This is a genomic window from Oceanobacillus sojae (genome assembly GCF_007991515.1).
Lineage (GTDB): Bacteria > Bacillota > Bacilli > Bacillales > Amphibacillaceae > Oceanobacillus > Oceanobacillus sojae.
The window spans coordinates 21,222-42,431 of the sequence record NZ_BJYM01000025.1 but is presented as its reverse complement, the minus strand read 5'-3'; the positions used below and the strand labels follow the sequence as shown (position 1 = coordinate 42,431).

Sequence of the window (21,210 nt, the reverse complement as noted above, 5' to 3'; positions counted from 1 at the left end):
AATTAAGAGTGGTTCATTCCTCTGTTGATATGAAAAGTGTCAATATAGAAAAATAATTTTAAGAAAAGGGGAGTTTTATTTATGTCTAAATGGAGTCTGAAACGTGCTGGACTTATTGGTTCATTAGCACTTGGACTAGTTGTTGCCGGTTGTGGAAGTAATGACAGCGATGGCGGAGATAGTGATTCTGCAGAAGGCGGAGTAGATGGCAAAATCGAATTAGCCTATGTAGAGTGGGATACAGAGGTAGCCTCTACAAATGTTGTGGGAAAAGTACTAGAAGATTTAGGTTATGATGTGACATTAACCCCGCTTGATAATGCCATTATGTGGGAAGCAGTTGCAAGCGGTGAAGCAGACGGAATGGTAGCTGCCTGGTTACCAGGAACACATGCCGAGCAATTCGAAGCTTATGGTGACCAAGTTGAACAGCTTGGACCTAACTTAGAAGGAGCAGCAATTGGTCTTGTCGTACCGGAATATATGGATGTAGATTCTATTGAAGATCTAACCGATGAAGCAGGTCAAACCATTACAGGTATTGAAGCTGGTGCTGGTGTTGTAAATGCTGCTGAAAATGCAGTGGAAGAATATGATAATCTGGATGGCTGGACTGTACAAACTTCTTCCAGTGGTGCAATGGCCACAGAATTAGGCAGTGCTATTAATAATGAAGATGAGATTGTTGTTACTGGATGGTCTCCACACTGGAAATTCCAAAAATATGATTTGAAATATCTTGAAGACCCGGAAGGTGTTTTCGGTGAAGCAGAATCTATTGAAACAATGGTTCGTGAAGGCTTAGAAGACGACGCTCCGGAAGCATATCAAGTATTAGATAACTTCTATTGGGATACAGATGATATGGAAGAGGTTATGCTAGCTATTAACGAAGGTGCTTCTCCAGAAGACGCAGCAGCTGATTGGGTAGAAGCTAATCAGGATAAAGTAGCTGAATGGACAGAAGGTATTGAATAAATAGATATGTCCTTTTGAAAGGCGGCTCCAATAATTATATTGGGGTTGTCTTTTTATATTTATAGATGAAATCCGAACATTACCATTTTTGTTATTGTATTTAGTTCGTGTTTTTAAAGTTGTAACAAATATAAATAGACGAATTAAGCGTATGATAAAGTTAAAATGAAAAACAACGTTCGTGTTCTACATTGACGTTTATTTTTTTAACTGATAAAATATTAACTAGTGAGTAAAATACAAATAATGATAAATGATTGTTCAGCTGTTTATATTATCAAAAGGCAAAAAATGGGCAGGACAAAAAGTTTCATATATAAAATCAATCTTGGAGGTGCACCATGTCCTCAGTAGTAGTTGTAGGTACGCAATGGGGAGATGAAGGGAAAGGTAAAATTACCGATTTCCTATCTCAAAATGCAGAAGTAGTTGCTCGTTATCAAGGCGGAAATAACGCTGGTCATACGATTAAATTTGATGATGTAACGTACAAGTTACATTTAATACCATCAGGAATTTTCTTTAGTGAAAAAACCTGTGTTCTTGGAAACGGAATGGTTATCGATCCAAAAGCATTTGTAGAAGAAATTGCTTATTTACATGAGCGTAATGTTTCTACAGATAATCTTCGTATCAGTAATCGCGCGCATGTGATTCTTCCATACCATTTGAAGCTGGATATTCTTCAAGAAGAAGAAAAAGGTGCTAATAAAATCGGTACGACGAAAAAAGGGATCGGCCCTGCTTATATGGATAAAGCAGCACGTGTCGGTATCCGCATTGCTGATTTAATGGATAAAGAAGCCTTCCGTGAAAAATTAGAACAGAATTTAAAAGAAAAGAATCGTTTATTTGAAAAAGTATATGAGTCCGATTCCATTCAAGTCGAGGATATTTTAGACGAGTACTATGAATATGGGCAGCAAATGGCTCCTTATGTTGTAGATACATCTGTTGTTTTAAACGACGCTATTGATGAGGGTAAACGTGTCCTGTTTGAAGGTGCACAAGGTGTTATGCTTGATATTGACCAAGGTACGTATCCGTTTGTAACGTCTTCTAACCCGATTGCCGGTGGTGTGACGATTGGTTCTGGTGTAGGCCCGACAAAAATCAATCATGTTGTAGGTGTGTCAAAAGCATATACAACACGTGTTGGTGATGGTCCTTTCCCAACAGAATTACATGATGAAGTGGGAAATCAAATTCGTGAGGTCGGGCGTGAATATGGTACAACAACAGGACGCGCGCGCCGTGTAGGCTGGTTTGACAGTGTCGTTGTCCGCCATGCACGCCGTGTGAGCGGAATTACGGATTTATCTCTAAATTCTATTGATGTACTGACTGGTATTGAAACATTAAAAATCTGCGTTGCGTATCGCTACAAAGGGGAAATTATTAAAGAATTTCCTGCAAGCTTAAAAGCATTAGCAGAATGTGAGCCGGTATATGAAGAAATGCCAGGCTGGACAGAGGATATTACTGGAGTGAAGACATTGGATGAACTTCCAGCCAATGCGCGTCACTACCTGGAGCGGATTTCTCAGCTGACAGAAATTCCATTATCTATCTTCTCTGTTGGTCCGGATCGTTCGCAGACAAACGTAGTAAGAAGTGTGTATCGTCCATAATAAAGTAATGAATGTAGGAAAAGGAGCTGATTTTTGCGATCAGCTCCTTTTCCTGTGCGGAGAAAAATGAACGTTCTAATCTATGTTAAAATGAGGGAAAGTGATAAAGGAGAGATAGCGATGAATTTTGTCCAGCCAGGGGCAGAGTTCGATGTTTTTATGCTAATATTATCGATTATTATGTTAATCATTTTCACCTTTTTGGCAGCGACGCTTGTTTATTCTTTCTTAAAAAGAGGCAAGCAGAAGCCTGGTTATTTTATTTTTTATATCTTTATAGTTTTTGGTGTTATCTATCAGCTAATTGAATTTTTCCGCCTCTATACATGGTTAGGGATAGCAGCAATTATAATCTATATTACTTTTGGACTGATTATTTTTCTGGTACTCCGTAAAAATAGAATGAAGTAAGTTTTGAAAAATAATGTATCCAATTTTTTCTAATGTATATTTATATTCAGCCAACAAGACAGAAGCGCTGTTTTACGTTAAAATAGAGAGAGTAAGTCTCTATTTCTATAGACTTTGTAGAAATAGCATTGTTCATAATATGGATTTATATTTTAGTGAATCCAATTAAATTATTTTATACAAATACCAGAAGTATAATTAATAAATCTTTTGATATTTGTATAAAAATCATTTATTCCACGGTTAAGTACTATAATTAGCGGAGGAAAAACACGGAAAATCCTGTGGAAAAGCGTAGTGTTTTTCAGTAGCGAAGGCTATAAAGGCAAAATTTTAATTCCAATCTAATAACATTTTTATAAATTATTTAACTAAAAAAGGATGTGCAACCAATGAGTCAAAAAATATTAGTTGTCGATGATGAACAGCCAATTGCAGATATATTACAATTTAACTTAGAAAAAGAAGGCTATCAGGTAGTGGTGGCAAATGATGGAGATACAGCGATTGAACTCGCAGAATCAGAGCGCCCTAATCTAATTTTACTAGATATCATGCTGCCTGGAAAAGACGGGAATGAGGTCTTGCGTGAAGTGCGTAAAACACAGAGTATCCCGGTTATTATGCTGACTGCAAAGGATGCAGAAATTGATAAAGTGCTTGGATTAGAACTGGGTGCAGATGACTATGTAACCAAACCATTCAGCAATCGTGAATTAATTGCACGTGTCAAAGCAAATCTGCGTCGTGAGAATGTTACAGAAGAGCCGGCAAAAACAACGAAGGATATTGTCATCGGAGATTTAGCCGTTCATCCGGATGCGTATGTTGTTTCTCGTAAAGGAGTAGAAATTGAATTAACCCATCGTGAATTTGAACTCTTACACTATTTGGCACGTCATATCGGACAGGTAATGACACGGGAGCACTTGTTAGAAACTGTGTGGGGCTATGATTATTTTGGAGACGTGCGTACTGTAGATGTTACGGTCCGCCGTTTGCGTGAAAAAATTGAAGAAAACCCTAGTAACCCATTATGGATTGTAACAAGAAGAGGTGTCGGGTATTATTTACGTAATCCTGAGCAGGAGTAAGGCATGATGAATAAAGTTGGTTTTTTCAGATCGATCCAGTTAAAGTTTATTATTATTTACATCCTGCTGCTAATCTTAGCTGTACAGGTTATTGGGTCTTTTTTTACCAACAGGTTGGAAGATGACTTGACGACGACCTTTAAACAATCAATTAATGAGCGTGTCGAAATGCTGAGCTATAATCTGGAACAAGCCTTTATAAGAGACCGTTCTGAAGAAGATCCGAGTTTAGAGCAGGAAATTCAGACAATTATTGATGATGTCAACACAGATAATCTGGCAACGACAATCCATGTATATGATAATCAAAGAAGGACTTTAGGGACAAACCGGATCGATGGGAGATCGGAAATCGGGAGAAAAACCACAGATATCGATGTAAGGAATACCTTACTTTTCGATAAATCCCAGCAAAAACCATATTTTGACCGGGAGACAGATAGCAGAGTCTATGTACATGTGGAACCGTTGGTCGGAGATGAAGGAAATACAGTCGGCGCAATTCAATTTAAAGCCTCTATGGAGGAGGTTTATGATCAGATTGAAGGAATTAATAATATCTTTCTCCAGGGCTCCATCTTAGCGATAAGTATCTCGGCAATACTTGGGATTCTGGTAGCACGTACAATTACTAAACCGATTCAGGAAATGCGTGAACAAGCATTGATTATGTCGAATGGAGACTTTACACAGCAGCTCGAGATCTATGGCCGGGATGAAATCGGACAGCTGGCGGAGGCATTTAATGATTTAAACAGCAGACTGAAGCACTCCTATGCCACCATTGAAGAGGAGCGGAGGAAATTAAGCTCTGTTCTTTCCTATATGAGTGACGGGGTTATTGCTACAGACGAGTCTGGGGCCGTAACATTGATGAATGATGCTGCAGCCAGAATGATTGGTTTAAATCCGGATGATGTCATTGGAGAGGACTTAATTGATGTTTTAAAGCTGGAAGAAAAAGTTGTCGATATCAGTAAGCTGCCGGATAGCGGTTCGATAATTATTGATTTCAGTGATGAAGAAACGCCGTTTATTATACGGGCTAATTTTTCTACAGTTGTTGATGAGGAAGAAGAAACGACTGGTTTTATCACCGTGATTAGTGATGTTACTGAGCAGGAGAAAATTGATCAGGAACGCAGAGACTTTGTGTCGAATGTGTCACATGAGCTCCGGACGCCGCTGACAACAATGAAAAGTTATCTAGAAGCGTTATCTGATGGCGCTTGGGAAAACAAAGAAATTGCGCCGCGATTTTTAGAGGTCACACAGAAAGAAACAGACCGTATGATCCGGATGGTAAACGACCTGCTGCAGCTATCTAAAATGGATTCGGATGAATTGCCGATGCACAAGGAAAGAACCGAATTCATGAGCTATGTGCATCAGGTTTTGGACCGGTACGAAATGAATCTGCCCGAAACAATTACGTTAGAGCGTAATATACCAAAAGGAAAATCATTTGTATGGATGGATAGAGATAAAATTACCCAGGTGTTTGACAACATTATTACCAACGCTTTCAAATACTCTCCGGAAGGCGGAAAGGTTCGTGTAAATCTCGATGTAAGACGTCATATTGTTATTATCAGTATTCTGGATGAAGGTGTGGGTATTCCATATGATAAGCTTGATAAAATATTTGATCGTTTCTACCGTGCCGATCGCGCCAGAACAAGAAAGCTTGGAGGCACCGGTCTTGGTCTGGCTATCACGAAAGAGCTTGTAGAAGCCCATCACGGGAAAATCTGGGCGCAAAGTAAAGAAGGGCGTGGAACGACAATTCTATTTACCTTGCCACTCATGGGTTCGAAGCGGGGGAAAGGCAAATGAAGTTAGAGACTGCAAAATCATTGTTGCTGATTATATTAATAGGAACGAGCTTAATTCTCACTTTTGGAATGTGGAATTATCGAGCAGAGTATGAACCGCTAAATGACGATGAGTCGGTTGATAAAGCTGATCTGGGCGGCGAGCAAAAGCAAGAAAATGATGTTATAAAACCAAATGACGTTGTTTTTAAAATAAACGGAGAATTCTACAGCTATGTGGATCCAGAAGATAGTGCCGAATTATTTGAAGATATCCAGACATGGGAAATTACCGATTTGCAAAATACAGATGCAGAAGAAAAGACTGCTGATGCAGAAGTAGAAATTATATTTCCAACAGGAGTTCCATTATCTTTATTTGAAAATATTTTAAATATAGACCGTACATTGTCGAATAATATGAACTTTTATGTAGATCGGTTTTATATTCAATTACAAGAAGAAGATCAGTTATTAAAGGTTTATTTTGTTTCTTTGGATGGGGATGAAGCAGTTGAAGGCACTATCCATTCTACGACAAACTATGAGCAATTGCTGTCGATGTTTAGTAATCTGACAGATAAAAAATTTGAAGAAAATTATTTATTGACGGAGACTGCCAGAAATATATATATTCCAGTTGAAGAAAAATCAATGGAATCATTTAAGTATACCTTTGATAGGACTAATTCTGCTGATGTTAGAAATATCATGTTCACCCGTCCCAATCTGGTGAGTGAATCGAAATCTGCTCCGGAATCAATTATGTATCGGACAGATGATAGACAGTTAAATATTACAGGGCATGGGATGAAGTTTATCAATGTTGCTGAGTGGAATAAAGAACCGGTAGACAAAAGTGTCTTTCAGCAAAGCTTGGAAAATATTAATGAACATGCAGGGTTTACAGATGATTATCGTCTGGACAGCTATACGAATGACAGTGTTACTTACCGTTTGTATCGGTTTCAATATCCTGTTATAAATAATTCTTATATGGATTTATCAACAATTTATCAAAGATGGCAGAGTGATCAATTGAGTGAATACACCCGTTCATTGATAACATTGGATACTGTTGCTAATACATCCAGCAAAAAATTAAGAGACAGCGATGAAATCATTTCGAGCATTCAGCAGAGTAAAAATATAGCAGATATTCAGGATGTGCAGATTGGATATCGTTTGACGGTTGAAAAGGATGTTAATGGTGAGGACTATGTATTATTAGAGCCGGATTGGTACCAGCGTGTGAATGACAGCTGGTCAGCAGTACCAGAAAAAAATACAGGAACACAGAACGTTGAAGGAGGAAGCTGAGATGCGATGGTCACATATTAAAACACTGTTTATCCTCAGCTTCCTTGTCCTGAATGGATATTTACTATATCAATTTATCAGCAAACAGGATGAAATGAATATTCCAGAGCTGGATACGAGTAATATGGACCTGGACGAAGAGCTGAGAGAGGAAAACATTACTATTTCTGCTGATGTTGATTTTGAGGTCCCGGAACTGAGTTATATTTCCTCCGCACAAAAGAAATTTACAGGATCGGAAATCAGTAATTTAAATGATAACAAGGATATCAAGGCCGAGAAGACCCTGGACAGTAAATTATTAATAGTAGAGTTTTCTTCTCCATTAAAGATTCCTGACAATGCGGATGAAGAAACGCTTTCCAGTCTGGTCAGCCCTTATATTCTAGACGCATCCGACTTTTCCTTTGGAGCATGGGACGATGATTTAAATATTATTGTTTTCTTTCAAAATAAGGAAGGGCATCCAATTTACTTAAATCGACATGCAATGCTTACTTTTTATGTTAATGATAATAATGAAATTACACATTATACACAAACCATGTTAGGGGAGACCGATACACAGGGAAGCCCAACCTTAAATACTCCTAAGATTGCTATTAGTTCCTTGCTTCAAAGTCGTTATTTAAATGCAGAAGATGATATAACAGATGTCAGCTATGGCTATTACTCAAGAATTGCGGAAGCGGAAGAGGGAACGCAAGTATTCGCACCGACCTATAAAATAACTGTAGATGATGAGCGTGATTATTTTGTTAATGCAGCCGAATCCTCTACGTATTCCGGCAATTATAAAGATTATCTTGTGAAAATGCTAGAGGATAATTATTTAAGAAAACTCTATTTAATGGCGGATGAGGATGATTCTCTAGCTGATAACCTTATTTCTGTCATAGAGAATAAGATTGAGCCTTTTAGGAGTGAGTCAGAATGACCTTACGTTTTAGTGTGCTTGCATCAGGGAGCACAGGCAACGCATTTTATATAGAATCAGAACAGCAGCGCCTGTTGGTAGACGCTGGCTTAAGCGGAAAAAAGATGGATGGACTTTTTGGGGAGATTGATGTTGATCCGTCACGTCTTGACGGAATTCTTGTAACACATGAGCATAGTGACCATATTAAAGGTCTGGGTATCTTTGCCCGAAAGTATAATCTGCCTATCTATGCAAATGAGAAAACATGGCAGGCAATGGATAATTCCCTTGGCAAACTGACAATTGACCAAAAGTTTCAATTCGATATGGATTCGATCCGGAGCTTTGGTGATATAGAAGTCGAATCCTTTGGTGTATCTCATGATGCTGCAGAGCCAATGTTTTATACCTTTCGCAGTAACGGGCAAAAGGTTGCACTGGTTACAGATTTAGGCTACGTATCTGAACGGATTAAGAAAACTGTCGAAGATGCAGATGCTTATATATTTGAGGCGAATCATGATGTAGAGATGCTGCGGATGGGGCGTTATCCATGGAATGTAAAACGACGTATTCTGGGAGACTCCGGGCACGTTTCAAATGAAGATTCCGGCCTCGCTCTGGCGGATATTATCTCTAACCGCACCAAGCGGATTTATTTAGCTCACCTTAGCTTAGACAATAATATGAAGGATCTGGCGCGCATGTCTGTCAATCAGATTCTAGCTGAACGGGGAATTGAATTAGAACTGCATGATACAGACCCCGAAGCACCAACACCGCTTTACGAGGTCAGTACTGTAACGGAGCGTGTCTGAACGGGATAGAATTTCTCAAAGGAAAAGGTACAGAGGCCTGTATTGGGATAAAAATTTCATTTATGCATAAACTGAAATTAGCCGCCCAATGCAGTCCTTTTTATTTAATAAAGAAGTAGGAATTATGGGTTTAGTACTAAAGGAATTTTGGGAATACTTAGGTAGATAAATTGATAAGGAGAAGGATATATGGAATATAATGATCAACCGGATCAGCCACAGCCACCACAGCCGCCAGGCAATAAAAATAAATGGCTTGTCCCGCTATTATTAGGTATTATCATTGGTGGAATACTTGTGATGCTTATTAACCCTGATTTTCTTAATAATGAGAAAACTGAGCAGGCAAATCTTGCTGAAGAAGAAAACAATGAGACTTCCGGTAGCAATGATGATTCAGCAGGTCAGCCAATGCAGGTAGATGTCTCCACGCAGCTGACAGATATTATTGAACAAGTAACCCCGGCTGTAGTCGGCATTACCAATATTCAGCAGAATGTTTCATGGGGAGCCGGTGCAGATGGTATTGAAGCAGGGACTGGGTCAGGTGTTATTTATAAAGTAGAGAATGGTGAAACGTATATTGTAACAAACCACCATGTTATTGAAGATGCAGATGCAGTGGAAGTTATTATGTATGATGATACACATATGGAAGCAGATATTATTGGAAGTGATTTATTTACAGACTTAGCAGTACTTAAAATGGAGAGTGGAAATAAAGATAAGGCAATGGAAGTAGGCTCTTCAGCAAATTTAAAAGTGGGAGAGCCCGCGATTGCTATTGGAAACCCGTTAGGAGCATACTTATCGAGCACAGTTACCCAAGGAGTAATCAGTGGAACAGAGCGCACAATTCCAATGGATTTTAATTTTGATGGGCAGCCTGACTGGCAGGCAGAAGTTGTTCAGACAGATGCAGCGATTAATCCGGGAAATAGTGGCGGAGCACTGATTAACTTATATGGACAATTAATTGGGATTAATTCCATGAAAATTAATGAAGAAGCAGTAGAGGGGATAGGATTTGCGATTCCAATTGATAGTGCTCTTCCTGTTATGCAGGAGCTGGAGGAGCATGGTGAAGTCGTCCGTCCATTTTTAGGTGTAGAGATTTATTCAATTGAGGAGCTGCCTCAGTATGAATGGAGAAATACTTTGCAGCTGCCATTAGAAGTAGATGGCGGTGTATATGTATGGAGTGTGGAAAACGCATCTCCAGCGGATAAAGCAGGTATTGAACAATATGATGTCATTGTAGCGTTAGATGGCGAGCCTGTGTATAACACGATTGATTTGCGAAAAATCCTTTATGAGCAGAAAGACGTTGGAGATCATATAAAAGTAGACTATTATCGGGACGGGGAGCTTAATCAAACGGAGATTGTGCTGGAGGTTCAAGAATAATGAGAGAAGAATGGATGAAAAGAAGAATCATCCATTCTTTTTGTGTTTGTTAATTATCCACAGAAATAAAGAATTATGCACAAACGGTGGATAAATATTATTCTTTTTTCTATATTTAGTGTGGAAAACATGTTCCTATACAAGATAACGGCGAACATTTGTGCATATGTGGATATAATTGTGGATAAAGTTGGTTTATCCATAGGATATATACAGGTTTTTAGAATTACACAGATGTTGTCCACAATCTGGTTGTGGGAAAGTTAAGTAAAGGCTTCTTTTTCCTTGCGTTGTGTCCAAAGGAGGATGAGCAATATAAGTAACGTAATATCTAATCGCGATGCAAAGAGAAATGCGAATACTCCATCGCCAGTCAGAACAGGCACCTTTGTAAAAAAGAGTGCACCAAGCATAATAAAGATAAGCGGAATAATGGATATGTGGATAAATATTCTGCCGATTAATAGCATCCCCGCCATCACTTCGAAAAGAGCTATAAAAAAATAAACATAATTAGATAAAGGCACCCCCATCTGTTCAAAACTGCTGACCATCGACAGGTCTATAAATTTCATCAGTCCGGAAACGAGAAAAACAAACCCCACCAGATAGCAAATAAGCTTCATTGGTTTCACGTGAAACGCCCCCCTTTTTTAATGGTATGCACGGACTGGGACAAACTTTCTCAGTACATTGGAAAAGTATCATTTTAGCGGAATTTTATTCTTATTCAAGGGCAGCTAAATTAGACTGCAAATTAAGATTTCGAGTAAGTCTCTGCATTTTAAAATCGGCTGTGGCCTGCGTTTTTTATTCGAATATGAAGTTAAGTATATTGTTTTCATAAGAGATTAAATATATAATTCATTAATATGTGCTTACCATTATAAAAAAACAAAAGAAAGGGAGATAAGAATGCTGCGTCAATTTTTTTCATATTATAAACCACATAAGCGGTTATTTATTATAGATTTCTCAGCTGCAGTAGTTGTAGCACTGCTTGAATTGGCATTTCCGGTAGCTGTTCAGTGGTTTATCGATCAGCTGTTGCCTGGTCAGGACTGGAATGCTATTGTTGTCACCTCTGTATTGCTGTTGATTATTTATATTATCAGTACTTACTTGCAATATGTTGTTTCCTATTTAGGGCATAAGCTCGGTATTAATATAGAAACAGACATGCGCCGGGATTTATTCTATCAGGTACAGAGACAATCTTTTCGTTTCTTTGATAATACGAAAACAGGTCATATTATGAGCCGTATTACCAACGATTTATTCGATTTAGGAGAGCTGGCTCATCATGGTCCAGAGGATTTCTTTATCTCGATTATGACATTTATGGGTGCATTCTTTATTATGTTCACTATTAATCCAGTTTTAGCACTTATTGTTCTTATTACTGTACCTCTATTGATTTTCCTTATTACGTTTGGAAACATTCGCATGAATAAGGCATGGAGGAAAATGTATGCAAATATTGCGGGAGTTAATGCGAGGATAGAAGACGCTGTTTCAGGTGTGCGCGTTGTACAATCCTTTACAAATGAAGAATTTGAGAAGGAACGCTTCCAGGAGAATAATGAAAAGTTCCGCCTTGTGAAGGTAGGAGCGTATAAAATAATGGGAATTGTTCATTCGAATATTTTCCTGCTTATGCGTTTAATGACACTGCTTGTACTTGTAGTAGGTGCCTGGTTCACTTATACGGATCGTCTCAGCTATGGAGAATTAGTCAGTTTTATCTTGTTTGTAAATGTATTAACAACACCGATTAATAAAATTACAGCACTCTTGGAGCTGTATCCAAAAGGAATGGCAGGCTTCAAACGTTTTTCAGATATGATGGCAGTGAATCCGGACGTCGAGGACAAGCCGGATGCCACAGTAGTCAGTGATTTAAAAGGAGATATCCGATTTAATCAAGTCGGCTTCAGCTATGATAAAACGAAAAAACCTGTTCTAAATGATATCAGCTTTCATATTAATCCAGGAGAAACAGTTGCTTTTGTCGGACCATCTGGGGCAGGGAAAACCACTATCTCTGCGTTAATCCCAAGATTTTATGATGTGAATGAGGGATCGATTACGATTGATGGAATGGATATCCGGGATATGACAAAGGAATCCCTCCGCAGCAATATAGGTGTTGTTCAGCAGGATGTATTTCTATTTACTGGAACGCTGCGTGAGAATATTGCTTATGGTAATTTAGAAGCAACGAATGAGGAAATAGAGCTTGCGGCCAAACGTGCACATATGGAAGATTTTATCAATGAGCTTCCAGACGGTTACGAAACACAGGTCGGAGAGCGGGGACTGAAGCTGTCAGGAGGTCAAAAACAGCGTATAGCGATTGCGCGTATGTTCTTGAAAAATCCACCAATCCTAATTTTGGATGAAGCCACCTCTGCACTTGATACAGAAACAGAGATGATCATTCAAAAAGCATTGAACGAGCTTGCAGCCGACCGTACTACACTTGTTATTGCCCACCGTCTTGCGACAATTAAAGAGGCAGATCGCATTATGGTTGTGACGAAAAAAGGCATTGAAGAAGAAGGAACACATGAGGAACTCTTACAGAAAAAAGGTATCTTTGCTCACCTGCATGGGGTGCAGATGAAATAATCGAACAGGCTGTGGTAAAGCACAGCCTGTTTTTTTAGCGTTGCAAGAAATTATAGAGTTATTGCCTTGTGGATAACTATTTACAGAAAAGCAGTGCGCCCATTTCCCGGGAAATAAATGCGAGCATCTGATTAGCATAAAAACATAAAAATAACAAAAGCTAATGTTAATTAGGAGGTGGCATGATGAACCGAATGTATCGAGCGCTTATTTTTGCCGGTATTATTATCATTCCTTTGCTGATCGGGACATGGGTGAATGCAGAAGAACCGGAATATGCAGAATGGGGACAGGTTGCCATGAAAGAAGTCAAGGCGAAATATCCTCAAGATAAAATTGTAGATTATTTGCATGTAGGCAGACAAACAGAAGGAGAACAAACTGTCGAAACATTTAAGCTATGGCTGGTCGGTAAGGAAAAAGAATTTGGCGTGATTATTGATATTTATTTTAAAACCAGTACAAAAGAAATTATTGAAGTGAAAATGAGAGAAACGCAGAAATAAAGCAGTGTCAAAAATTGTTGTATTTTAAAGTATTAATGTGTCCATTCTCTTGCCAAGAGCCCATAAACAACTAAATCTTCATAATGATCGTATAACCATTCTCCCTGCCGGATAATGCCCTCTTTTTGAAAACGGAGCCGTTCTGGAATGGCTCTGCTTTTTTTATTATGTGTTGCTGCCCGGATTTCAACCCGATTTAGCTGTAATGTGTAAAAAGCATAATCAATCAACACTTGAACAGCTGCTGTCATAACACCCTTTCCTTGATAGTCGGGATCTAACCAGTAACCAATGGAGGTGCTGCCATTTTGCCAATCAATAAAATTATAATTCACACAGCCAATAAGCTTATCCTGATTAAAAATACCAAGATTGAGCGACTGTCTGCGCTGGGCGCCCTGAAGACATAAATCAATAAAGGCTAAGCAATCCGCCGGTTTTTTTGTCGTTTCAATCCAGGGAAGCCATTCACGAAGTTCGCCTCTGGATTTTTCTACCGTTCTAAATAAGGCATTCGCATCGGACATTTGCAGCTGCCGTATCACCAAATCTTCATTTATTTGATAGTGAAACATAAGTAATCCTCCATATTTGTGTCTTTTTTAGAGGATGTTCAAAAAGGCATTTCACATGAACCTGTAAGACTTCCTCTGACAGCTTTTTGAACATGCACTTTTAATCATTTTATTATCTTACTTCCTATATCATACGTTATTTGTGAGCTGATGTTTAATTATTTGTTGAAAATGTATTACAATAGGTTATACAAACTTTAAAAAGGAACAATGCTTTGGATTTTATCATAGCAGGAAGAAGGATGGTACATGAGTGAGGAGAATATCACAAGAATCCATTTAAATGGGAAAGAATATATTTTAATTGGGACAGCCCATGTTTCGAAAAATAGTGCGGAGCAGGTTAAGGAAGTCATTGAAAGAGAGCATCCAGATTCTGTATGTATTGAGCTGGACGCCCAGCGTTTTCAATCTGTGAAGGATAATAATAAATGGAAAAACACAGATATCTTTCAAGTCATCCGGGATAAAAAAGCAGTGATGCTATTAATGAACTTGGCGGTTTCTTCCTTTCAGAAGCGGATGGCTAAGCAATTCGGCATTCGCCCGGGAGAAGAAATGATACAAGGTATAGAATCTGCAGAAGAAACAGGTGCAGAGCTTGTTTTAGCTGATCGGGATATTCAAATTACATTCTCAAGAATTTGGGGAAACATCAGCTTTAAAGGAAAGGCAATGCTGCTAATGCAGGTATTTGGAAGTATTTTCAGCAGAGAGGAAATTTCTGAAGAAGAATTAGAAAAAATGAAGCAGCAGGATACGATTAATGCGATGCTTCAGGAGTTTACCGAGCATTTTCCAGACTTAAAGAAGCCATTAATTGATGAACGGGACCAGTATTTATCACAAAAAATTAAAGAAGCTCCGGGTGAGAAGGTTGTAGCTATACTTGGCGCTGCGCATGTTCCAGGTATTACAAAAGAAATTGAAAAAGAACAGGATTTAGAAAAGCTGCGGGAGCGCCCGCCAAAATCAAAGTGGCCGAAAGTAATCGGATGGACAATCCCTATTCTAATTATTGGGGTTATTGCTTATACATTTATGATGAACCCGTCCGCAGGCTGGCAACAAACAATCAGCTGGGTGCTATGGAATGGCTCGCTCTCAGCTATCGGAGCATTTGTAGCGTTGGCGCATCCATTAGCTGCTTTAACAGCATTTGTCGCAGCGCCATTTACTTCGCTGAATCCATTACTTGCAGCCGGGTGGTTTGCAGGATTCGTTCAGGCTTATATTAAGCGGCCAAATGTAGGAGATTTTGATTCATTAGCAGATGATGTGCATTCTGTAAAAGGCTTCTGGAATAACAAAGTAACACGCATTCTGCTTGTTGTCGTATTTGCCAATATTGGAAGCTCCTTAGGAACACTTATCGGCGGAGCGGATGTTATCCGGGTGTTCATTCAGAATTTATTATAAATATAAATTTTAAGACCCGACAAGTATAGAAAAGATAGTTTTCAAATCGAGGAAAGCTATCTTTTTATCTCTACTTAGAAAGCATTATCAGCACACTAAAAACTTTATCTTATTTAGGAGGAATTTACTCGTGATCATTGCGATCATTTTCTTATTATTTGTCTCTTTTTTCTTTTCAGGAAGTGAAACAGCCTTAACTGCGGCAAACAAAGTTAAGTTGCAGGCAAAGGCAAACGATGGAAATAAAAAAGCAGAAAAAATTCTTCATCTTATTTCTAAGCCCAGTGAATTTATTACAGCTATTTTAATTGGAAATAATATTGCAAATATTATCCTTCCTACACTGGTTACAATCATTGCAATAGACTATGGTTGGAACATAGGTATTGCTTCAGCTGTTATTACAGTCACCATTATTGTATTCTCAGAGGTTTTGCCAAAATCTGTGGCAGCCAGTTTTCCAAACCGTATTTCATTTATCGTATACCCAATTATCCAGGCGGTTGTATTTATCCTTAAACCAGTCACCTTTTTATTAAATGGATTGACAAGCTTGATTACCAATGCACTATCCAAAGGAGAAGTACAGGCTGAATCTGTTTCCAAGGAAGAACTGCGGGCAATTGTTGATATTGCAGACTCAGAAGGAGCTTTTCAAAAAGAGGAGTCATCACGGATTCGAGGTGTATTTGATTTTTATCATTTGAATGTAAAGGATGTTCTTAAAACCCCCCGTGTCGAAATTGTCGGTCTGGAGCATGAAGCAAGCTACCAGGAGGTCAAAGAATTAGTTCTTTCCAGTCCGTTTACACGATATCCGGTTTTTGGAGAGGATGTCGATGATATTGTCGGGGTTTTTCATTCCAAATACTTAATTGCCTGGAGCGATGACAAAGAAAAAACGCTGGCAAATTATAGTGATATGGATCCGCTTCGTGTGTATGAATTTAATAATACCGAATGGGTATTTCATAAAATGCTGGAGGAAAAAAAGCATATGGCCATTGTTTTGGATGAATATGGCGGTACAGAAGGTATTGTAACACAAGAGGATATTATTGAAGTGATGATTGGACAGGAAATTGAAGATGAGACAGACATAGAAGAGGATGCTTTGATTGAAAAACAGACAGAAACGGAAATTATCTGTGATGGGAAGATTACGCTGCATCAGTTAAACAATACATTTGATACGGATATCCCAGAAGAAGATGATGTACTTGCAGCATATATATTGAGAAATTTCACTACCTTCCCGGAAGAAGGAGATGTTCTTGAACGCGAGAATTTAACCTTTTGCATCTTAGAAGTAGATGGACGCTATATTAAACGTGTTCAAATTATTAAATAGAGTGTGTAGAAAGGTGATATGATCTCGCACAGCTTTCCTGCTCCTTTTTGTTAATGAAGTGAAAAAATTCAAGCATATTTTTATCGTGTCCAAAATTTGACGGTATAAAATGCGCAAAATAGCGATTTTTCCTACATGAGCCTGTCTCTTTATCCTATAATTCGTTATAATATAGGGAAACTAGCAGGGTAGAGAGGAGTGCGGAGCTTTGAAATCTATCAGTGTAAATGACTTAGTAAAAGAATTTCAATTAGAAGTGCTGGCTGGAGGAGAAAAATTAGATCGTACCATCAAAAAGGCCAGGACACATCGCCCAGGTTTGGAGTTTATTGGTTATTTTGATTTTTTCCCGATGGAGCGTGTGCAGATTTTAGGGAAAAAAGAAATTAACTTTTTGAAGCAGCAGAATATTGAAGAACGGAAGGAACGGATAGACCATGTGGTGAGTTATCATCCTCCATGCTTTATTGTTACTTCAAATCAAGAGGGGCTTACTTATTTAACTAAATTCTGTCAGGAGGAGAACATTCCTCTTCTGCGCACAGCGGATACGGCAGTTGATTTTATCGCCAAAGTAGATAATTATTTAACACGTCAGCTGGCAACAGAAATTGCCGTTCATGGTGTATGTCTGAATGTCTCCGGCATTGGTGTTTTAATCCGCGGGGAGTCCGGTGTAGGGAAGAGTGAGCTGGCGCATACCTTAATTGGCCGGGGTCATCGTCTTGTTTCCGACGACATTGTTATATTGAAAAAAGTGAGCCATCAGACAATTCTCGGGACACATAATGATATTAACCGGGAATTTCTTGCTCTTCGCAGCGTCGGTCTCTTAAATGTTGTCCGTATGTACGGCAGAAAGGCATTCCAGGACGAATCACGTATTTCTCTGGATATTGAACTGACAAAGTGGGAGAAGGATGCACTCAATAATGATTTGGAGTTAAAAACAGATCATGAGGAATACATGGGTGTGAAAATTCCAAGAATCGAAATTCAGCTCCAGCCAGGGCGGGATGTAGCTGGGTTAGTAGAAGCAGCTGCAAATAACTGGTACCTGCAGCAGCAGGGCTATAAAGCTTCGGCAGAATTTATGCAGCGCGTGCAATGGGAGGAAGGAGACGATTGATTGTTTCCTTTCGAATAAAAGGGAGGGGAGAAAAAAGATTCTTCTCTCTCTTTATTTTTATGGATGAAAAGAAGATGTTTTTTCTGGAAAGAAAGTATTATCCCTTTCTTTTTCTCTAAAATTATGTCATATTATAAATAACAACGTTGTTATTTTAGGAGGAATAGAATGAAAAGGTTTGATGTAACCGCTCATAAAGAGAATCAGATTATTTTGCATAATCAGGAGCAGTCAATATATACGCATATTCGTGTGCTGGAGCCGTCGATTATTAATGTAAGAGTAAGTACGGAAGAAGAAATCAGCTTTCCAACCTGGACAATTACGCCAGGAGATACGGAATTGCCATTTGAAGGACTTTCACGTCAAAATATGAAACCGTTCTCTTTGCCAGAATACAGCTTTTCAGAGTCGGATGAGTCGATTACCATTACAACAGAAGAATTAAAATTAGATATTCAAAAGGAAGGATTCTATTTAACTTGGTTTCAAAAAAATGCTGATGGATCCTTTGAACAGGTGATGACAGACCGCAAGACGCAGAGCTACCAGCATCATATTAGTGCCAATCAGCCTACATGCCACTATCTTGAACGTGGTTTAGAAGAGATGTATTTCGGGTTAGGAGAGAAAGCCGGTGCTGCTGATAGACATGGAAGAAGATTTCGGATGAATAATATTGATGCAATGGGATATAATGCGGAAACAACAGATCCGTTATACAAGCATATTCCGTTTTATATCACTTATAAGCCGGAAATTCGTCAATCTATCGGAATTTTCTATGATGATTACCAGAACTCGGTTTTTGATTTTGGCCAGGAGTTGGATAATTATCATGGTTATTACCGCTATTATGAGACAAATAGTAATTTCTTAGATTATTATGTGATCGCCGGACCGCAAATCAAGGATGTAACAAAGCGATTCAGCTGGCTGACAGGAAGACCGGCTAAAATGCCGGCATGGGCGATTTCCTATTCTGGCTCTACGATGCAGTATACAGATTTGCCGGATTCACAAGAGTTACTAAATGGGTTTCTGGAGCAATGTAACCGTCATGATATAAAAGTGCGCTCTTTCCATCTTTCTTCCGGCTATACTTCCATTGACGGGAAACGCTATGTGTTTAACTGGAATTATGATAAGTTCCCGGATCCCAAAGCATTTGGAAAGCATTTTACTGATGAAGGTGTAGAAATTGTAGCAAATATTAAACCATCACTTATGCTGAACCATCCTTTGCTTGATGAGGTTTTAGCGTTTGACGGGTTTATTAAAGATGAACACGGAAAGCCTTTGCTGGTTCAGTTCTGGGATGATGAAGGATATTATTTAGACTTTACCAATCCAGATACAATCAACTGGTGGAAGCATCAGATTAAAACCAAGCTGTTAGATAATCATATTAATTGCACATGGAATGATAATAACGAGTTTGAAATTTGGGATCAAAAAGCGCAGGTGCATGGATTTGGAAAAGGCGGAAACTTCCAGGATTATCGTGCCATCATGCCACTCTTGATGATGAAGGCATCCCGGGAGGTGCAGCTTGCATACAATACAGAGGAGCACCCTTATATTATCAGCCGTTCAGGCTGTGCGGGGATGTCCAAGTATGTACAGACTTGGACAGGAGATAATAGGACAAGCTGGCATACACTGAAGTTTAATAATAAAATAGCGCTTGGATTGAGCTTATCCGGTATTTATAATTTTGGGCATGATATCGGCGGCTTTTCGGGACCAAAGCCAGATCCTGAATTGTTTTTGAGATGGGTGCAATGCGGTGTATTTTATCCTAGATTCTCTATTCATTCATGGAATGATGATGGGTCTGTAAACGAGGCGTGGATGCATGAAGAGGTGCTGGAGGAAGTGAAGGAAGCAATGCATCTTCATGAACGTCTGAATCCTTATATTCAAAGTCTGGTAGAAAATTCTCACGATAATTATGAGCCAATTATTCTTCCGACATTCTATGCTTTTGAAGAGGATGAGAAAACGTATAAAGATAGTGATGATTTTATGCTGGGGGATAAACTGCTTGTCTGCCCTGTTGTAGAAAAGGGACAAACAGAACGGCAAATCTACCTGCCGAAAAATCCGGAAGGCTGGGTCGATTATTATACTGGCGATGTTTACGAAGGGGGAAGAACGATTACATTGGATGTTTCGCTTGCTAATATTCCTTTCTTTGTTAAAAAAGGAGCTTCCCTGCCGATGTATAATGATGAGCTGACAGAGGTAGAAACAAAGACATTTTAATAAACTGGAAAAACCATCTGTATTATTTACTGGAATACAGATGGTTTTTTTGGGAATCAGCTTTATTACTAAATTAAAAAGGGAGAACGCTAAATTAACGTCCTCTCCCTTTATTTTTACACTCCTGAATACGAAGAAAATCCTCCATCAACAGGTACTACAATTCCAGTAACAAATCGGCTTGCGTTTGGATCAAGCAGCCATAGCAATGTTCCGACTAAATCTTCCGGGTCACCAAAACGTTTCATCGGTGTTTGCCCTAAAATTTTCTCTGCACGCTCGGAATAAGAGCCATCGTCATTACGTAAAAGACCTTTATTCTGTGCTGTTTCAAAGAACCCTGGTGCGATGGCATTAACACGAACTTTCCCTTCAAAGTAAGTACTGAGCCATTGTGTGAAATTACTGATTGCTGCCTTGGCACCACTATATGCCGGTATTTTTGTTAAAGGCTGAAAAGCATTCATAGAGGAAATGTTAACAATTGAATTTCCTTCGCCCTCTGTTAAATCTGATCCAAATACCTGGATAGGGAGGAAGGTTCCAGTGTAATTTAAACGAAAGACACTTTCCACACCTTCCTCACTTAATCCGAACAAGTTTTTCTTGATATCCTTCTCATAGTGCTCATCATCAGTTGTCGCATCAGGATGATTTCCTCCGGCACAGTTAATCAACGCGTTCACTGTTCCGAACTTTGCGTTAAAGGCCTGCTTTGCTTTTTCAAGAGAAGCTTTATCTAACACATCGGCTTCTAAAGCAATCGTGTGTGTGCTCTTCGTGTCTACCTCTCCCATCAACTTCTCAAGCTTTTCTCGGCTGCGGCCGATCAAGCCGACATGCGCTCCTTCTTGAACAAGAGCTTTCACAAAAGTACTGCCAATCACACCACTTGCTCCGGTAATAACAATATTCCGTCCTTCAAATGATAACTTCATA

At 39.0% G+C, this 21,210-nt stretch carries 18 protein-coding genes; 15 read left to right on the top strand and 3 right to left on the bottom strand.

The features are described from left to right. Positions 1–81 precede the first annotated feature (81 nt). The 9 genes from OSO01_RS21410 (at position 82) to OSO01_RS21370 (ending at position 10,392) form a co-directional block, all read left to right on the top strand. Positions 82–978: a glycine betaine ABC transporter substrate-binding protein gene (locus tag OSO01_RS21410; protein WP_147212500.1), complete on the top strand. Its 897-nt coding sequence runs from the start codon at positions 82–84 to the stop codon at positions 976–978. 341 nt (positions 979–1,319) lie between these two features. Beyond that, positions 1,320–2,609, top strand: a complete 1,290-nt coding sequence (locus OSO01_RS21405) for an adenylosuccinate synthase (RefSeq protein ID WP_147212499.1) — start codon at positions 1,320–1,322, stop codon at positions 2,607–2,609. Positions 2,610–2,729: 120 nt separating this feature from the next. Then, positions 2,730–3,020 carry a hypothetical protein gene (locus OSO01_RS21400; protein ID WP_186813733.1) on the top strand — a complete coding sequence of 97 codons (291 nt, stop codon included), beginning with the start codon at positions 2,730–2,732 and terminating at the stop codon, positions 3,018–3,020. 392 nt (positions 3,021–3,412) lie between these two features. Next, positions 3,413–4,114, top strand: a complete 702-nt coding sequence (gene yycF, locus OSO01_RS21395; RefSeq protein WP_147212497.1) for a response regulator YycF — start codon at positions 3,413–3,415, stop codon at positions 4,112–4,114. A gap of 6 nt (positions 4,115–4,120) precedes the next feature. Next, positions 4,121–5,950 carry a cell wall metabolism sensor histidine kinase WalK gene (gene walK, locus OSO01_RS21390; protein WP_147212522.1) on the top strand — a complete coding sequence of 610 codons (1,830 nt, stop codon included), beginning with the start codon at positions 4,121–4,123 and terminating at the stop codon, positions 5,948–5,950. Next, positions 5,947–7,248: a YycH family regulatory protein gene (locus OSO01_RS21385; RefSeq protein WP_147212496.1), complete on the top strand. Its 1,302-nt coding sequence runs from the start codon at positions 5,947–5,949 to the stop codon at positions 7,246–7,248. Before walK ends, OSO01_RS21385 begins: the two co-directional genes overlap by 4 nt. A gap of 1 nt (position 7,249) precedes the next feature. Continuing rightward, complete coding sequence (locus tag OSO01_RS21380) at positions 7,250–8,185, top strand: two-component system regulatory protein YycI (RefSeq protein ID WP_186813732.1); 936 nt, start codon at positions 7,250–7,252, stop codon at positions 8,183–8,185. Continuing rightward, complete coding sequence (locus OSO01_RS21375; protein WP_147212494.1) at positions 8,182–8,985, top strand: MBL fold metallo-hydrolase; 804 nt, start codon at positions 8,182–8,184, stop codon at positions 8,983–8,985. The genes OSO01_RS21380 and OSO01_RS21375 overlap by 4 nt, the downstream gene beginning before the upstream one ends. 189 nt (positions 8,986–9,174) lie before the next feature. After that, positions 9,175–10,392: a S1C family serine protease gene (locus tag OSO01_RS21370; protein ID WP_147212493.1), complete on the top strand. Its 1,218-nt coding sequence runs from the start codon at positions 9,175–9,177 to the stop codon at positions 10,390–10,392. A 263-nt stretch (positions 10,393–10,655) separates the two neighbouring features. On the opposite strand, the gene OSO01_RS21365 is transcribed toward OSO01_RS21370, so the two are convergent. Then, positions 10,656–11,018: a DoxX family protein gene (locus tag OSO01_RS21365; protein ID WP_246145275.1), complete on the bottom strand. Its 363-nt coding sequence runs from the start codon at positions 11,016–11,018 to the stop codon at positions 10,656–10,658. 289 nt (positions 11,019–11,307) lie between these two features. Between OSO01_RS21365 and OSO01_RS21360 the strand changes: the two genes are divergently transcribed. Beyond that, positions 11,308–13,023, top strand: a complete 1,716-nt coding sequence (locus OSO01_RS21360) for an ABC transporter ATP-binding protein (protein WP_147212491.1) — start codon at positions 11,308–11,310, stop codon at positions 13,021–13,023. Between the two features lie 185 nt (positions 13,024–13,208). Continuing rightward, entirely contained in the window at positions 13,209–13,529 is a 321-nt protein-coding gene (locus tag OSO01_RS21355; protein WP_246145274.1) for a DUF3889 domain-containing protein, read from the top strand. Positions 13,530–13,561: 32 nt separating this feature from the next. Here the strand turns inward: OSO01_RS21355 and OSO01_RS21350 are convergent, their stop codons facing one another. Further along, positions 13,562–14,104, bottom strand: a complete 543-nt coding sequence (locus tag OSO01_RS21350) for a GNAT family N-acetyltransferase (RefSeq protein ID WP_147212489.1) — start codon at positions 14,102–14,104, stop codon at positions 13,562–13,564. 249 nt (positions 14,105–14,353) lie between these two features. Between OSO01_RS21350 and OSO01_RS21345 the strand changes: the two genes are divergently transcribed. The 4 genes from OSO01_RS21345 (at position 14,354) to OSO01_RS21330 (ending at position 20,271) form a co-directional block, all read left to right on the top strand. Continuing rightward, entirely contained in the window at positions 14,354–15,523 is a 1,170-nt protein-coding gene (locus OSO01_RS21345; protein WP_147212488.1) for a TraB/GumN family protein, read from the top strand. Between the two features lie 130 nt (positions 15,524–15,653). Continuing rightward, the gene (locus OSO01_RS21340) at positions 15,654–16,874 is read left to right on the top strand and encodes a CNNM domain-containing protein (protein WP_147212487.1); all 1,221 of its coding nucleotides are present in this window, start codon (positions 15,654–15,656) and stop codon (positions 16,872–16,874) included. A gap of 208 nt (positions 16,875–17,082) precedes the next feature. Then, entirely contained in the window at positions 17,083–18,003 is a 921-nt protein-coding gene (gene hprK / locus OSO01_RS21335) for an HPr(Ser) kinase/phosphatase (RefSeq protein WP_147212486.1), read from the top strand. Between the two features lie 168 nt (positions 18,004–18,171). After that, the gene (locus OSO01_RS21330; protein WP_147212485.1) at positions 18,172–20,271 is read left to right on the top strand and encodes a glycoside hydrolase family 31 protein; all 2,100 of its coding nucleotides are present in this window, start codon (positions 18,172–18,174) and stop codon (positions 20,269–20,271) included. Positions 20,272–20,387: 116 nt separating this feature from the next. On the opposite strand, the gene OSO01_RS21325 is transcribed toward OSO01_RS21330, so the two are convergent. Then, a complete protein-coding gene (locus OSO01_RS21325) occupies positions 20,388–21,209 on the bottom strand; it encodes an SDR family oxidoreductase (RefSeq protein ID WP_147212484.1) in 822 nt (273 codons plus the stop codon). Between the last annotated feature and the right edge of the window lies 1 nt (position 21,210).

Bases quoted from the DNA above. Each gene is read 5' to 3' on its own strand.
- OSO01_RS21410 (WP_147212500.1), top strand. From the start codon at position 82: ATGTCTAAATGGAGTCTGAAACGTGCTGGACTTATTGGTTCATTAGCA.
- OSO01_RS21405 (WP_147212499.1), top strand. From the start codon at position 1,320: ATGTCCTCAGTAGTAGTTGTAGGTACGCAATGGGGAGATGAAGGGAAA.
- OSO01_RS21400 (WP_186813733.1), top strand. From the start codon at position 2,730: ATGAATTTTGTCCAGCCAGGGGCAGAGTTCGATGTTTTTATGCTAATA.
- yycF (WP_147212497.1), top strand. From the start codon at position 3,413: ATGAGTCAAAAAATATTAGTTGTCGATGATGAACAGCCAATTGCAGAT.
- walK (WP_147212522.1), top strand. From the start codon at position 4,121: ATGAATAAAGTTGGTTTTTTCAGATCGATCCAGTTAAAGTTTATTATT.
- OSO01_RS21385 (WP_147212496.1), top strand. From the start codon at position 5,947: ATGAAGTTAGAGACTGCAAAATCATTGTTGCTGATTATATTAATAGGA.
- OSO01_RS21380 (WP_186813732.1), top strand. From the start codon at position 7,250: ATGCGATGGTCACATATTAAAACACTGTTTATCCTCAGCTTCCTTGTC.
- OSO01_RS21375 (WP_147212494.1), top strand. From the start codon at position 8,182: ATGACCTTACGTTTTAGTGTGCTTGCATCAGGGAGCACAGGCAACGCA.
- OSO01_RS21370 (WP_147212493.1), top strand. From the start codon at position 9,175: ATGGAATATAATGATCAACCGGATCAGCCACAGCCACCACAGCCGCCA.
- OSO01_RS21365 (WP_246145275.1), bottom strand. From the start codon at position 11,018: ATGAAGCTTATTTGCTATCTGGTGGGGTTTGTTTTTCTCGTTTCCGGA.
- OSO01_RS21360 (WP_147212491.1), top strand. From the start codon at position 11,308: ATGCTGCGTCAATTTTTTTCATATTATAAACCACATAAGCGGTTATTT.
- OSO01_RS21355 (WP_246145274.1), top strand. From the start codon at position 13,209: ATGAACCGAATGTATCGAGCGCTTATTTTTGCCGGTATTATTATCATT.
- OSO01_RS21350 (WP_147212489.1), bottom strand. From the start codon at position 14,104: ATGTTTCACTATCAAATAAATGAAGATTTGGTGATACGGCAGCTGCAA.
- OSO01_RS21345 (WP_147212488.1), top strand. From the start codon at position 14,354: ATGAGTGAGGAGAATATCACAAGAATCCATTTAAATGGGAAAGAATAT.
- OSO01_RS21330 (WP_147212485.1), top strand. From the start codon at position 18,172: ATGAAAAGGTTTGATGTAACCGCTCATAAAGAGAATCAGATTATTTTG.
- OSO01_RS21325 (WP_147212484.1), bottom strand. From the start codon at position 21,209: ATGAAGTTATCATTTGAAGGACGGAATATTGTTATTACCGGAGCAAGT.